This is a genomic window from Shewanella sp. T24-MNA-CIBAN-0130, from assembly GCF_040310185.1.
GTDB classification, from domain to species: Bacteria; Pseudomonadota; Gammaproteobacteria; order Enterobacterales; family Shewanellaceae; genus Shewanella; species Shewanella psychromarinicola.
This window is the reverse complement of the sequence record NZ_JBEOPP010000044.1, coordinates 1-14,278: the sequence shown is the minus strand read 5'-3', so window position 1 is coordinate 14,278 and position 14,278 is coordinate 1. Positions and strand designations below refer to the sequence as shown.

Below are 14,278 nucleotides of genomic sequence, written 5' to 3'. Positions count from 1 at the left end.
GCTATTGCTGTTGAGACTGCTGTTGAGACTTCATGAACGCCATTGCCTTCATTACAAACTTCTCACCTTGCTTGGCACCCGACAGTAACGATTGTTGATTCTCTTGAGCCGTGAGTAACGCCCAGTTTTGACGCACGGTTTCTGGGTTTTGCGATGTTTTAGGAATAAAACAGCCTTCTGTTTCAAAGATAGAGGCACTTGAATAGCCACCGGCTCCGGCACATAAAATAAACCGATTTGGCGCGTCTTCATCGCACAAGGTCAGCATGCCTGCCGTTACCGCTTCGGGGGAAAACGCCTTAACTATTTCTTCTGGCATTAAATCTTCAGTCATCCGTGTACCAGCCGTTGGCGCAAGTGCATTGATGTTGATATTATTTTTTGCACCTTCAAGCACTAAGGTATTCATGAGCCCAATGACGGCCATTTTAGCGGCTCCGTAATTTGCCTGACCAAAGTTACCGTACATGCCACTCGATGACGTTGTCATCACGATACGGCCGTAGTTTTGTTGTTTCATGATTTCCCACACCGCTTTGGTGCAGTTAACAGACCCCATAACATGCACGTCCATGACCAATTTAAAGTCATCTAAAGTCATTTTTGAAAAAGACTTATCCCGCAAAATACCGGCGTTGTTAATCAGAATGTCGACTCGACCCCATTTATCCATGGTTTGTTGCACCATGTCTTGTACTTCGTCAAAATTGGCTACGTTAGCACCATGGCTAATCGCTTCGCCGCCCATCTCTTCAATTAACTGCACCACTTCTTGTGACGCCGCTGAAGATGCGCCGCTGCCATCACGAGCACCGCCTAAGTCGTTAACCACTACTTTGGCACCGCGTCTGGCCAATTCCAATGCATGTGAGCGGCCTAAACCGTTACCGGCACCCGTTACAATAGCCACTTTTCCTGCAAAACTAATTGTCATTTTTTTACCTTAACTGTTTATTATTATTGTTTATTTTATGCGTCAGACTTTTACTTAACCATCATTTTAGAAGCATCATTTTTAAAGCATCATTTTTAAAGCATCACTTCTAAAGCATCACTATTTAACCATTTGCACCGATATCCACTCGGCAACCAATGCCGGTGTATCGCAGCCTTCTATTTCAATGGTCACTTCGGTCGATAGTCTAAATTGCCCTGGTTTTTTTTCTGCTATTGAAAGGGTTTTAGCATGCGCTCTAATGCGGCTATTGACGGTAACAGGTTGCAAAAATCGTACTTTATCGAAACCGGCATTTAGCCCCATATAGAAGCCATCGATAATGACGCTAAAATTTTCAGCAAAATGCGACAGCATAGATAACGATAAAAAACCGTGGGCGATGGTTGAACCAAAAGGGGTTGCTTTGGCTTTCTCAACATCTACGTGAATAAATTGATGATCCAGAGTGCAGTCAGCAAATTGATTAATTTGCTCTTGGGTAATTTGGTGCCAACCTGTTGGCTCAGCTTGATAGCCAATATAGTTGGCAATGTCATTTCGATTAATTACTGTCGGCATTATTCCCTTTCCTTTTGTACTTTCGCGGTACAATCCATGAATAAAATTTAAGCGATATCTCATGCTAGTTGGGGTAGGTAAATTAAACAAATGAATAGTTTTAATACCAAGCTATTCACAGGATGAATAGCTTGGTGATGTAGAGGATGCAAACGTGACAAAATAAAATGAGCAAGTCACAAACAAAAAAACATTACCCATGGCGCGGTAATGTTTTTTGTAAACTCGATTTTATAAAACGCCACTGCGCATTAATGGCATAAATCTGCAGTCGTATCGCATTAATTAGACATCAAATTAAAACCTAAATTAAAACCTAAATTAAAACCAGTCAGGCTGCATATCAAAGCTGGTGCTGTCAGTATTGATCAGTAAATTTGACCATACGCTAATTTCAGGCAATTCAAATCGATAAAAATACTGACAAGCCTGCAATTTGCCTTGATAAAAATGCATATCGGCTTGGTGCGGTTGTTCGGCTATCGCTTTAGTCGCAACAATACTTTGCTTAAGCCATAACCAAGCAATAATCACGTGACCAAATAACTCTAAGTATTTGACTGAATTTGCTAAGGCTAAATCAATATTTTTAGTCGACATCGCGCTTAACACCGCTTGCGTTGTCACACTTAACGTATCAAGCGCTTGGCTTAATTGTGAAGAAAACTCGTTTAAGCTTGGGTATTGTTTTGCGTATTCAATCGTTTTAACCATTTCAGCTAACGTAGCCTTATAGCCTTGCATGTTATTCATCGGCACTTTACGAGTGATCAAATCTAATGATTGGATCCCGGTAGTGCCTTCATGAATAGGGTTTAAGCGATTATCACGATAGAACATTTCAACCGGATGCTCGTTTATATAACCATGGCCGCCCATGACTTGAATCGCAAGGGAGTTCGCTTTGGGGCCATATTCTGATGGCCATGTTTTAATGATGGGCGTTAAAAAGTCCAACAATGTATGTGCATATTGGCGTTGCTCGGCTGTGGCTGAGGTATGTGAATCATCACTTAATTGAGTACCGTACAGCACTAGAGCCATTGCCCCTTCTGCATAGGATTTTTGGGCTAATAGCATACGTTTTACATCCGCATGTTCAATGATGTTTACCATAGGAGATTGTGGATCTTTACACGATGGTAATCGACCTTGAGGACGGTTTTTAGCGTAGTCCACTGAATATTGATATCCGGCAACCGCGAGCACTGCGCCACTGGTGCCGACCATAATGCGGGCTTCGTTCATCATGTGGAACATGTATTTTAAACCACAGTGTTCTTCACCGACTAAATAGCCAATTGCTCCATTTTTCTCACCAAAACTCAGTGCTGTAGACGTTTGTGCTCGGCCACCCATTTTATGAAACAAGCCTGCCAGCGCCACTTCATTGTCATCGCCCAGCGACCCATCATCATTAAGCAAAAACTTAGGCACAACAAATAACGAAATCCCTTTAACACCTTTGGGAGCACCCTGAATTCTGGCAAGGACTAAATGGACAATGTTCTCGCTTAAATCATGATCGCCGCCTGAAATATAGATTTTACTGCCGCTAATGCGATAGGTGCCATTCTCAGCTTTTACCGCTTTTGTGGTTAAATCGCCTAAAGCGGAACCACTGCCAGGTTCAGTCATGGCCATGGTGCCCATAAACCGACCTTCTCGCATCGGTTTCACCCAGGTTTCAATCAGCTCAGCACTGCCGTGGGCTTGGAGTAAATTGGCATTAGCCGTGGTCAACATGTTATAGCCCATGCCTACGCCACCGGCGACGCTAAGATACGAACCCGCGGCACTGGCAATAATAGGTGGCAGTTGCATGCCTCCTAAATCATAATCTGCAGTTGCAGCACCAATCCCAGACTCGTTTACCGCGTCGATGGCTGTTTTAAGCTCAGGGATGATATGCACTTTTTTACCATCAAAAGTGGGTTGTTCAATATCCAATTTGCGACGGATCGGAAGAAAATATTTTTCTGCAATCGTTTTGGCGGTATTAACCACTTCATTAAAGGTTTGGCGGTCATGATCTTGATAACGCTCTCTGCTGGTTAATGCTTCACTATCAAACAGTTCGTAAAGCATAAATTCAAGATCACGTTGATTCATTAACGTTGCAGGCATAATTTTCTCTTCTTATCTTGTTTTATAACTAAGTAACTGAGCAAATCACTGAGCAGGTTACTTTGATGGCAGTATGATGCCCGCAGGCAAGGTTAAAACGCTGACACGCCACCATCTACCGCAATACATTGGCCCGTCATATAGGTATTTGCAGGTGACAACATCATCAGCATCACAGCAACGATTTCTTTAGGTTCACCCAGGCGGTTCATTGGAGCTCCACGGGCCATTTTCTTTTGTTTTTCTTCGTCAGCAAAATTGGTGACCATAGGGGTAAGAGTAAAAAATGGGCAAATTGCATTAATACGAATATTGTCGCGACCGTACTCCACAGCGCCTGTTTTGGTTAAGCCAATCACAGCGTGTTTAGCCATAGAATAAGCGCTGCCTCGAGCTGCGCCACCTAGACCCGCCATCGAACTAACATTGAGAATGGCTCCCTGGCCTTGTTTGAGCATTTGCTGTATTTGATGACGCATGCCAAATTGGACACCTTTCACATTGACAGCAAACTGGCTGTCCATAATAGATTCATCAATCTCATGAAACGGCTTAAACTCATGGGCAATACCGGCATTGTTAACCCCAATATCAACTCGACCAAAATGTTTAATCGCAGTCTCAACCATGGCTTTGCATGACGCATCTTTAGACACATCACATTTCATCGCGATCACGTCGGCACCACTAGAGGCAATATCGTCCGCTACCTTGTTTACACCCGCTTCGTTAATGTCGCTAATCACTAATTTAGCGCCACGTTTGGCTAACTCTTCAGCCAGTAACTTACCAAAACCTTGAGCCGCGCCAGTAATAACGGCAACCTTACCGGTAAAGTCTAATAATGGATCCATGCGAGTAACTCCTGTAATTGATGGTCTTTTCTATGTTGATTTTTGTTTTGTTTTGTTTATTGAGTAACTCTCTTTATCTCTTTAGCAATGACCTCTAAGGCCATTTTTGCCAGTGGTTCGACAAACGAGCCCACTTTATTGGCATGTTCATTAGACGCGTTGCCTTCGGTGGCACGTTTAGCCACTCCTTGGGCGATAGCCGCTAAACGGAAGAAACTAAAAGCCAAATAAAACACCCAGTTTTCAATGTGCACTATTCCCATTCGTTGGCAATACAGAGCGACATATTCCGCTTCTGTTGGGATGCCTAAGCTGGCGCGGTCAATATCTTGTAAACCGTCAATACTGCCCATACCTGCTGGCATACGTAACTGCATACATTGATACGCTAAATCAGCAAATGGATGACCTAGTGTCGATAGTTCCCAATCCAGTAATGCGATAATATCGGGGCTATCTTTAGCAAACATCATATTGTCTAAGCGAAAATCGCCATGGACTAAACAAACACGGCCATCATCTTCCGGTACATGTTGTTCAAGCCATTGGCTCAGTTCATCCATCGCGGCAATTTTTTTCAGTTCTGTCACACGGTATTGTGATGTCCAGCGCGTGAGTTGACGCTCAAAGTAGTTACCTGCTTTGCCGTAATCGGATAATCCAACCGCATCTACATCAACACTGTGCAAAGCAACCAGTACTTTATTCATTGCGTCATACATGGCTGAGCGTTGCTCATTGGTGTCAATCTCAGCTAATGATGCGCTCCAATAAACTGTGCCATCACAAAATTGCATCAGATAAAACATTGAACCGATAATGCTGCTGTCTTCACACAGGTGAAATACTTTTGCAACCGGCACGTTGCTGTCTTTTAAGGCATTTAATACACGATATTCACGATCTACAGCATGAGCTGACTTTAATAATTTCCCCGACGGTTGGCGGCGAAGCACATACACACCCGATGCTGAGGTGACTTTAAACGTTGGGTTTGATTGACCACCGGCAAATTTCTCAAGGGTGATTGGCCCTCTAAAGCCATCAACATGGGCTTCTAGATAAGCAGTAAGCTGTTCATTATTAACGGGAGATTCTTGTGCCATTTAGCAATACTCTTTTTTGTGTAATTTAAGTGGCCAGTATGAGCTATCAACATTATAAACAGCAGGTTGAAATAAGTTCCAACCTGCTGCAAAACTGATCCTGAAAGATCAACAGGCCTTAATACTAGTTAGCTATTTTTTTAACTAAATCACGCCCAAGTTGCATCATATGCACTTGATCAGGACCATCGGCTAAACGCAAAGTACGCTGCCCAGCCCATGCATGCGCTAAGAAGGTATCTTGACTCACGCCCACTGCGCCATGGCATTGAATGGCGCGGTCTATCACATCAAGTGACATACTTGGGGCGACAATTTTAATCATCGCAATTAACTCTTTGGCGGCTTTATTACCTTCGGTGTCCATTTTTTGCGCCGCTTTTAATGTCATTAAACGCGCTTGTTCAATTTGGCAAGCCGACTTAGCAATATCTTCACGTACCGATTGTTGTTTGATCATCGGCTGACCAAACACAATGCGCTGGCTAACCCGTTGACACATTAAATCTAGCGCACGTTGCGCGACTCCGACTGAACGCATGCAGTGATGTATACGCCCAGGCCCAAGACGACCTTGAGCAATTTCAAAGCCTTTACCTTCACCCGCAATAATGTTTTCAACAGGTACCCGCACATTGTCAAAAATAACATCGCCGTGCCCTTCTGGAGAATCGTCATAACCGAACACTTTCATCGGTCTAACCAAGGTCACACCAGGGGCGTTCATCGGCACAAGCACTTGTGATTGCTGTATATAACGGTTGCTGTTTCCAGGATCCGTTTTGCCCATCACAATCATAATTTCGCATTGTTTGCGACACGCACCACTAATGTAAAATTTGCGACCATTAATGACATATTCATCACCATCACGTTCAATGCGTAATTCGATATTAGTGGCATCACTTGAGGCGACGTCAGGTTCGGTCATTGCAAACGCTGAACGTATTTTGCCGTCAAGCAACGGCTCTAACCATTGCTTTTTCTGCGCCTCGTTACCGTATTTAGCTAATACTTCCATATTGCCCGTATCAGGTGCCGCGCAGTTAAACACTTCTGGCGCCCACATCACTTTACCCATAATTTCAGCAAGGGGGGCATATTCTAAATTAGTTAAACCAGCACTGTATTTGCCGTACGCGACCGGTAAAAATAAATTCCATAAGCCTTCTGCTTTCGCTTTGGCTTTAAGTTGTTCCATTAACGGTGGCGTTGACCATGGCTCGAGTTGTACTTGTTTATGCATTTCTTCCTCTACAGGAAATACATGCAAATCCATAAAGTCGTTGACTCGTTTGATTAACGCTTGAACTTTTTCACTGTATTCAAAATTCATTTTCTATCCTTATAAGATGTCATTACGGCGTTAACTCGTGCTGGAGTTTGACTGACACTTTGTGTTTAAGACATTAAGTCAACTGACTCTAACTAAGAGACATTAATGACTTTTTATTAAAAGGTTTGATCTCATTAATGGCATGGTTCTTAATTTTATTAACCCACTGCGGATCAACTAATAACGCACGGCCAATACCCACTAAATCAAATTCGTCATTGTTTAAACGGACTAATAACTCGTCAATACCGGTAGGATTCGACGTGCCTGATAAATCAGCATTACCCTCTCCAATAAAATCAGCATCTAAGCCCACATTACCGACAGTGATCACCGGCTTGTTGGTGAGTTTTTTAGTCCAACCGGCAAGACCAAGGTCAGAACCTTCAAATTCGGCTATCCAAAAACGACGCGTGCTGGCGTGAAAAACGTCAACGCCAGCATCACTTAATAAGCCTAAGAAAGTACATAACTCTGCAGGTGTTTGACAAAGCTTGGCGCTGTAATCTTGTTGTTTCCACTGTGAAAAACGGAAGATAATGGTAAAGTCGTCACCCACGGCTGCGCGGATTGCTTTGACAATTTCAACCCCAAAGCGGGTACGATTCTCTAACGAGCCACCATAGTGATCTTCTCGTTGATTTGTCCCTTCCCAAAAAAACTGATCGACCAAATAACCATGGGCGCCGTGAACTTCAATGGCGTCAAAACCAATATTTTTGGCATCAAGTGCAGCTTGGGCAAATGAAGCGACAACCTCATTAATATCGTATTGCGTCATCGCGACACCATTTTTAGCACCAGGCTTGTACAAACCTGAAGGGCTATACGCTGGCGCTTCTTTGTCTGGGCCGATGCCGACTTTCCTCACTGAACCCACATGCCAAAGTTGTGGTGCAATTTTGCCACCGGCTGCATGCACTTCATCAACAACATGTTTCCAACCCGCTAAGGCTTGGTCACCATAAATAGCAGGCACATTCTCGTAACCATTAGCACCTTTATGGGAAATAAAGGTCCCTTCAGTGATAATTAATCCAACATCACCTTCAGCGCGTCGACGGTAATAGGCCGCAACCTCATCATTGGGGATATAATTTGGCGAAAATGCCCGCGTCATCGGTGCCATTACGGTTTTATTTTTTAATGACAACGATTTAGTGATAAAGGGTTCAAATAATTTATTAACACTGGTGTTTTTATCGCTATTCATGATGCTTCCCTAGCTTTTGATTCATTCTTTTGTTGTTGTTATTATTAGATTAGCTATTATTTTATTCTGCTTATTAACTATTGATTTAGTTAGCTTTAATTAGCTTTAGTTAGCTTTATCCGTTGACCGATTAACCAATCAAATAACCACCATCAACATTAATGGCGGTACCCGTGGTATAGCTGGATGCATTTGACGCTAAATATAATACTGTGCCGGCCATTTCATCAGGTTGTGCAACACGTTTCATTGGCACGTGGTACATCATTTGTTTAAGAATTGCCGGGTTATCAACTAAGGCTGATGCAAACTTGGTGTCTGTTCCACCGGGCAATAATGCATTTACACGGATGTTAAATTGGGCACATTCTTTAGCAAAAGCTTGAGTCATCGAAATCACAGCAGCTTTAGTGATGGAATAAATACCTTGAAAATCGCCAGGGATAACACCATTAACAGAAGCCACATTAATGATTGAGCCGCCGCCACTATCTTTCATTAATTTTGCGCCTCTGGTCGACATGAAGAAATAACCACGAATATTAACGTCGACGGTTTTTTGAAAGGCGATTAAATCGGTATCGATGATATGACCAAAATACGGATTGGCGGCGGCGTTATTAACTAAAATATCCAGCTTGCCATGTTGTTCAGTTATGGCATCAAAAATGGCATCAATTTGTTCTAATTCGCCAATATGACACGCTATGGCCTGTGCACTGCCGCCTGCTTTTACAATTTCATCAACGACAGCTTGGCAGGCTTCAACTTTTCGACTTGATACAATCACATGCGCACCATACTGAGCTAATACTTTGGCAACACTTTCCCCAATACCACGACTTGCCCCAGTGACTAAAGCGACTTTCCCTGTTAAATCAAATAGATTGCCATTATTCATGTTATTTCCTTATTATTATTGGGTTAATTGTTGTACTAAGTTAATTAGTTAAGTCGCATATTTTCAGACCGCAACTGGATATGACCCTAATCTGTATTCAACATTACTTAAAGGTTATCCAATCATCGCCCGCCTGCTCTAAATGACTATAGTTATTGAAATAATCCACACTCAGCATGTTTTCTGAAAACAACAGTTTAGTCACACTGGTATTTCTGGTCTGTTGATTAATCGCTAATGTTTGTTGATCGGTTAATTTCAATATGTGTTGAATGATGACTGAAATCGTACCGCCTGAAGTAAACACTAAAATGTCTTTTGATTTTTTAGTGCCACTTACTACGGCACTAAACTCACGTTTTCTGGCGAGTTCTTGTTCAATGATATTTTGCAGTGCTCGGATACAGCGCGCCTGAAACTGTGGCCAACTTTCTTTATATTCATCATCTTTGTCGCCCGATATCCAGCGATGGAGTGCTTGATAAAACTCTTTTTGCAGCGCTTTGTTTGGCTGGTTTTGTTGATTAATTTCTTGACTCATTTGGGCGAAGTTTTGCCACTGAACATTGTATTTCTGCAAAATGTCGACATGATCAAATTCGTTGAAACCCGAGTGGATAACCATCGGTGTTGTTGGCCCTTGATAGCTATTGACAAAGTTGGTTAATGTTTGGCCGTGACGCAATAAATCACCACAATAAAACTTGCTGGGGGCCACTCTTGAACGCCAATATTCACCTAGTAAGGTCGCTTGTTGGCTACCTTTGTCTGATAATTGATCGTAATCAGTACTACCAAAAGAGGCTTGCCCGTGTCGAATCAAATAAATTGCTGCCATATGGCGCCTCTAACGTAATAAAAATGATGATTCAATTCTAAATAAAGATAACTCACTGTTTAAATGAGTTTTAAATTTAACACTTACAAGCTAAGTAGCCACATCCGCACATGTATTGAATGCATATAACTCTCTTCTCAACATAATTTTGCCCTATGTCGAATCTACTTGACTATGCTAATGCCAACATCTAAATTGAACAAATGAATAGTTCTAATACCCTACTATTTATAATTTTAATAGTGCGAATGGATTGAGGTGGTCTCAACATTCATCATGAGATCACAGGAGTGAGCATGAAAATTGATTTGAATTTGTTTGTGGTTTTCGATGCAATATATTGCGAAGGAAATATCACTAAAGCGGCTTCGGTATTAAATTTATCGCAACCTGCGGTGAGCCATTCATTAGGAAAATTGCGTACCCATTTTGACGATGCATTGTTCATCAGACAAGGCAATGAAATGAGGCCAACCCCTGTGGCTAAAAACGTCATTGATGATGTTCGAGAAGCATTACATCAATTGCAAGTTTGCTTAGTACAATCAAGACAATTTGAACCATTAACCTCACGAAAAAGCTTTTCACTGTCATTACATGGTTCTTTAGAACCCTACTATTTACCGATACTGCAACAAAGCTTATCGCTAGAATCACCGGCAATAAATTTACGCAGTAATAAAAGGGTAAGACGAACGGAACTGGAAAATAAATTAGCCAGTGGTGACATTGATTTGGCCATTGATACCTTGATCCCTGTCAGCAATAATATTTTACATACGCAATTAGAAGTAGACCAACTGGTTGTTATTTCACGTAAGAACCACCCCGCTATTGCTGAAAAACTCGATTTAAAAACATACTTGCACCTCGAACATATATTAGTGTCGTCTAGATCGATCGGCCCGGGATTGGAAGACTTTGAGCTCTCTCGCATAGGCTTACACCGTAAAATATCATTACGCTGTCAGCATGCCCTATCTGCGTGTAGAGTGATCTTAAATAACGATATGTTACTGACGTTGCCGAAAACTGCCGCCGCAATGTACAGTCAGATGCTCGATATTGCCATTCACCCAATGCCGGTGGCATTACCCGATATTGGGGTCCATTTATATTGGCATGTTAATGTCGACAAAGAACCCGCGAATAAATGGCTTAGAAACAAAATGATTATTGCAGCATCAAACACCAAAATTACCATTACATAATAGACAATAATAAATGTTTATATTTACCACTAAAGCCTTGATAATTAAACGTTATTTATTATATACAGATAAGAAATCCTATCATCAAGGTCAATAAAACAATAATAGTCTTTTGACCTTTATGACCTTATCTGCAATGAGGCATTAACTGATGTGTTGATTAAAAAAAGCTAACGTCCGTTGCCACGCAAGCTCAGCGTTAACTTCATCATATCGGCCAGTAGAATCATTATGAAATCCATGATTAGCATTTTTATACATGTGCATTTGATACGGCACATTAAAGGCTATTAAATCTTGTTCATATTCAGGCCAAGTATTGTTGACTCTTTCATCTAACTCAGCAAGTTGAATTAACAAGGGTGCCTTAATATTGTGTCTTAATGCTTTCGCCGCTGGCGTGCCGTAAAAAGGAACCCCAGCTTGGATCAAGTTAGCGTCAACCGCTGCTAAAAAATTTACGATATAACCGCCAAAGCAAAAACCAACCGCACCGAGCTTGCCATTACTTTGTTTATGCGCCTTTAAAAATTGTCCTGCGGCAACAAAGTCTTGCTCGATCTTACTTCTGTCTAACGAGCTTTGCATCTGACGCCCTTCATCATCGTTACCAGGGTATCCACCCAGTGAAAACAAAGCATCGGGCGCAAAAGCGATAAAGCCCGCTTTTGCTAAACGTCTGGCAACATCTTTAATGTATGGGTTTAAGCCGCGGTTTTCATGGATCACTAACACAACCGGCAATAAACCGCTTTTATGTGTTGGTTCGACTAAATACCCTTGGCCTTTGCCATGCCCTAATGGTGAATCAAATTGGGCGTAAGTGGCTTTAATGTCGGCATCGTTAAATGAAATTTGTTCAGCTTGAGCGTAATTGGGCAGTAAAGCAGATGTTAGCACCGTCATCGAATAACCCAGTGCGACAAGTGACCCCAACTTAGTGATAAACGTGCGACGATCCATTTCGCCATGAGCATATGAGTCATACCAATCAAAGGCTTGTTGTGGAATGGCATTGTTTAATTTTTGCTGCATGTGAGTTCCCTCTTCGGTTAATGTTTTGTCAATAATGTATCTTAGTCGATGATGATCCATTCATCACCTTAGTAAGCGCTATACGCCTCACTAACCGATTAGGTTCATATGCAACGTTTAAGGGTATGCGACGGATTTTCACCAAATAGTTGGGTGTAATCTTTGGTGAATTGCCCTGGGTGCCAAAAGCCCCAATTAGCCGCAATCACCGCAATGGGAGTCTCTTGCCCTGGTTGTTTCAGCTCTCGGCGCACATTATTTAAACGGGTTAAGCGTAAAAAACGCAATGGATTAATGCCTAAAATACTCTCAAAACTGTACTGTAAGGTGCGGCGGCTGACAAAAGTGAGCTCACAGAGCTGGGTTATGGTCACCGCTTGTTGCGGATGGTCATCAATAAAGGCTTTGACTTTTTCAACCACGGCCAGACGATGTTGATAACTCGGCGCCACGGTTTGTGTTGACGATTGTTGGCTTAATAAGTTAAGAGTTAATGTGCTTAACATGTCTTGCTGTAACTCAATGGGTAAACCTAGTTCGCTGTAATTCATAATTTTTTCAATCATCAAACGAGTTTGATTAAGTAATATTGGGTTACAAGCAATTCGTTCTGCCCCACGCGTCGACATGTTTTTCAACGACAGCCCTTGTATATCCGCCATGGTGTATAAAGTGTGTTGATTAATCACCACGCCATAAATCGTAAACTGCTCTGGGGTGATGAGCTCAAAATCACAATCACTATTTCGACACATCAACTGATGAGTCTCCACTTGTAAGCCATTTATTTTACTTTGTGCTGAACTACGCGGAATGCCCAACCAAATAGAATTGGGGGCTATATGACACTGCTGCCTTAATGCCCGCTGAGTAAATTCTTTGAATAAATGCGCGTCTGGATAATCAAGGCCCTCAATACAACCGTAAAAACTGCCATTACTGATCTGATCATATACTTGCTGCCATTGGGTTAAATTATGCGCTTGCTCATCGATGTCATTAGTGTGCACTACGCTCTTTTGTGGTGCGCGCTGATTAATATGGTGCTTCATCTGTCGCCCCTTTTCGCAATGAATTCGCTATCCCCACACAAGATCTGCAATAAAAAATATTTTACCTTGCTGATATAGTTAGTAAAAAATGACTTTGCCAAAACTTGATAGTCACTTGGTACAAATTAAGCTTTGTTAACGATATATGAAATTAATTTATCACTTAGCAAACAGCAAAACCTGTACCAAGGTTTTTACTTCGGTGATGTATGAGGTCAATTCATGAGTCAATCGTATCGCTACATTTTAGGTAGCCAAACATACCAATTTAAAAGTCTGGCCGAGTTAATGGCGAAAGCGACGCCACAACGTTCGGGCGATCGCTTAGCGGGAGTCATTGCACAATCAGCGCGCGAGCGGGCCGTAGCTCAAATGACACTTGCAGATGTGCCATTGAAAACCTTCCTCAATGAAGCGCTTATTCCCTATGAAACAGATGAAGTGACTCGGTTAATTTTCGACGAACATGATACTCAGGCATTTGCTTATATTAGCCATTTAACCGTAGGGGATTTTCGTAATTGGCTGTTAAGTGACTACGCAACACCACAGGTATTAGCCGCAGTAAAAATGGGCATAACCCCAGAAATGGCTGCCGCTGTCAGTAAAATAATGCGCAATCAAGATCTTATTCTTGTGGCTAAAAAATGCCATGTTACCACCGCGTTCAGAAATACCATTGGCTTACCCGGCCACTTATCGACCCGATTACAACCTAACCACCCTACCGACGATGTTAACGGTATCGCAGCTTCGATACTTGACGGTTTGTTGTATGGCAATGGCGACGCCGTTATTGGCATCAACCCTGCTACAGACAACGTTGCACAAGCCATTAAACTGATGAAATTAATGGATGACGTGATCCAAAAATATCAAATACCAACCCAAAGCTGTGTGCTAACTCATGTGACCAACACCATTGAATGTATTGAAGCAGGTGCACCGGTCGATTTGGTGTTTCAATCTATTGGTGGAACAGAAGCCACCAATAGCAGTTTCGGTTTTAATTTAACATGCCTATGCACTTGGCTCAGTAAGAATGTATTGGCGTGTGAATTATTGCCAAATTTAACAATCTGTTAGGTA

General features: G+C 42.1%; 12 protein-coding genes and 1 pseudogene. 2 read left to right on the top strand and 11 right to left on the bottom strand.

Going from position 1 to position 14,278, the window contains the following annotated elements; translation table 11 throughout:
- Position 1: 1 nt before the first annotated feature.
- The 9 genes from AAEZ02_RS15945 to AAEZ02_RS15905 all read right to left on the bottom strand — a co-directional run bounded on the left by AAEZ02_RS15945 (position 2) and on the right by AAEZ02_RS15905 (position 9,891).
- Positions 2-934 carry an SDR family NAD(P)-dependent oxidoreductase gene (locus tag AAEZ02_RS15945; protein ID WP_101031341.1) on the bottom strand — a complete coding sequence of 311 codons (933 nt, stop codon included), beginning with the start codon at positions 932-934 and terminating at the stop codon, positions 2-4.
- A gap of 120 nt (positions 935-1,054) precedes the next feature.
- Positions 1,055-1,516, bottom strand: a complete 462-nt coding sequence (locus AAEZ02_RS15940; protein ID WP_101031340.1) for a MaoC family dehydratase — start codon at positions 1,514-1,516, stop codon at positions 1,055-1,057.
- A gap of 321 nt (positions 1,517-1,837) precedes the next feature.
- Complete coding sequence (locus AAEZ02_RS15935; protein ID WP_101031338.1) at positions 1,838-3,643, bottom strand: acyl-CoA dehydrogenase; 1,806 nt, start codon at positions 3,641-3,643, stop codon at positions 1,838-1,840.
- Positions 3,644-3,735: 92 nt separating this feature from the next.
- The gene (locus AAEZ02_RS15930) at positions 3,736-4,497 is read right to left on the bottom strand and encodes an SDR family NAD(P)-dependent oxidoreductase (protein WP_101031336.1); all 762 of its coding nucleotides are present in this window, start codon (positions 4,495-4,497) and stop codon (positions 3,736-3,738) included.
- A 56-nt stretch (positions 4,498-4,553) separates the two neighbouring features.
- Complete coding sequence (locus tag AAEZ02_RS15925; protein WP_124013137.1) at positions 4,554-5,603, bottom strand: phosphotransferase family protein; 1,050 nt, start codon at positions 5,601-5,603, stop codon at positions 4,554-4,556.
- Between the two features lie 124 nt (positions 5,604-5,727).
- Positions 5,728-6,939, bottom strand: coding sequence for an acyl-CoA dehydrogenase family protein (locus tag AAEZ02_RS15920; protein WP_101031332.1), 1,212 nt, complete (start codon positions 6,937-6,939; stop codon positions 5,728-5,730).
- Positions 6,940-7,027: 88 nt separating this feature from the next.
- Entirely contained in the window at positions 7,028-8,152 is a 1,125-nt protein-coding gene (locus AAEZ02_RS15915) for an NADH:flavin oxidoreductase (RefSeq protein WP_351123946.1), read from the bottom strand.
- 130 nt (positions 8,153-8,282) lie between these two features.
- Positions 8,283-9,053 (bottom strand): SDR family oxidoreductase, encoded by a 771-nt coding sequence (locus AAEZ02_RS15910; RefSeq protein WP_101031328.1) that lies wholly within the window; start codon positions 9,051-9,053, stop codon positions 8,283-8,285.
- A 103-nt stretch (positions 9,054-9,156) separates the two neighbouring features.
- Positions 9,157-9,891, bottom strand: a complete 735-nt coding sequence (locus AAEZ02_RS15905; RefSeq protein WP_124013135.1) for a histidine phosphatase family protein — start codon at positions 9,889-9,891, stop codon at positions 9,157-9,159.
- A 296-nt stretch (positions 9,892-10,187) separates the two neighbouring features.
- On the opposite strand from AAEZ02_RS15905, the gene AAEZ02_RS15900 reads away from it, so the two are divergent.
- Entirely contained in the window at positions 10,188-11,102 is a 915-nt protein-coding gene (locus tag AAEZ02_RS15900) for a LysR family transcriptional regulator (protein ID WP_101031324.1), read from the top strand.
- 144 nt (positions 11,103-11,246) lie between these two features.
- On the opposite strand, the gene AAEZ02_RS15895 is transcribed toward AAEZ02_RS15900, so the two are convergent.
- Together AAEZ02_RS15895 and AAEZ02_RS15890 are read right to left on the bottom strand one after the other, a co-directional pair.
- A complete protein-coding gene (locus tag AAEZ02_RS15895) occupies positions 11,247-12,137 on the bottom strand; it encodes a dienelactone hydrolase family protein (RefSeq protein WP_124013134.1) in 891 nt (296 codons plus the stop codon).
- A gap of 104 nt (positions 12,138-12,241) precedes the next feature.
- A complete protein-coding gene (locus tag AAEZ02_RS15890) occupies positions 12,242-13,189 on the bottom strand; it encodes a helix-turn-helix domain-containing protein (RefSeq protein WP_351088093.1) in 948 nt (315 codons plus the stop codon).
- 222 nt (positions 13,190-13,411) lie between these two features.
- On the opposite strand from AAEZ02_RS15890, the pseudogene eutB reads away from it, so the two are divergent.
- Positions 13,412-14,212 (top strand): annotated as a pseudogene (gene eutB, locus AAEZ02_RS15885) (ethanolamine ammonia-lyase subunit EutB); the annotation flags it as partial.
- Between the last annotated feature and the right edge of the window lie 66 nt (positions 14,213-14,278).

What these genes read in the sequence shown, in the direction of transcription:
- AAEZ02_RS15945 (WP_101031341.1), bottom strand. Translation starts at nt 934, where the DNA reads ATGACAATTAGTTTTGCAGGAAAAGTGGCTATTGTAACGGGTGCCGGT.
- AAEZ02_RS15940 (WP_101031340.1), bottom strand. Translation starts at nt 1,516, where the DNA reads ATGCCGACAGTAATTAATCGAAATGACATTGCCAACTATATTGGCTAT.
- AAEZ02_RS15935 (WP_101031338.1), bottom strand. Translation starts at nt 3,643, where the DNA reads ATGCCTGCAACGTTAATGAATCAACGTGATCTTGAATTTATGCTTTAC.
- AAEZ02_RS15930 (WP_101031336.1), bottom strand. Translation starts at nt 4,497, where the DNA reads ATGGATCCATTATTAGACTTTACCGGTAAGGTTGCCGTTATTACTGGC.
- AAEZ02_RS15925 (WP_124013137.1), bottom strand. Translation starts at nt 5,603, where the DNA reads ATGGCACAAGAATCTCCCGTTAATAATGAACAGCTTACTGCTTATCTA.
- AAEZ02_RS15920 (WP_101031332.1), bottom strand. Translation starts at nt 6,939, where the DNA reads ATGAATTTTGAATACAGTGAAAAAGTTCAAGCGTTAATCAAACGAGTC.
- AAEZ02_RS15915 (WP_351123946.1), bottom strand. Translation starts at nt 8,152, where the DNA reads ATGAATAGCGATAAAAACACCAGTGTTAATAAATTATTTGAACCCTTT.
- AAEZ02_RS15910 (WP_101031328.1), bottom strand. Translation starts at nt 9,053, where the DNA reads ATGAATAATGGCAATCTATTTGATTTAACAGGGAAAGTCGCTTTAGTC.
- AAEZ02_RS15905 (WP_124013135.1), bottom strand. Translation starts at nt 9,891, where the DNA reads ATGGCAGCAATTTATTTGATTCGACACGGGCAAGCCTCTTTTGGTAGT.
- AAEZ02_RS15900 (WP_101031324.1), top strand. Translation starts at nt 10,188, where the DNA reads ATGAAAATTGATTTGAATTTGTTTGTGGTTTTCGATGCAATATATTGC.
- AAEZ02_RS15895 (WP_124013134.1), bottom strand. Translation starts at nt 12,137, where the DNA reads ATGCAGCAAAAATTAAACAATGCCATTCCACAACAAGCCTTTGATTGG.
- AAEZ02_RS15890 (WP_351088093.1), bottom strand. Translation starts at nt 13,189, where the DNA reads ATGAAGCACCATATTAATCAGCGCGCACCACAAAAGAGCGTAGTGCAC.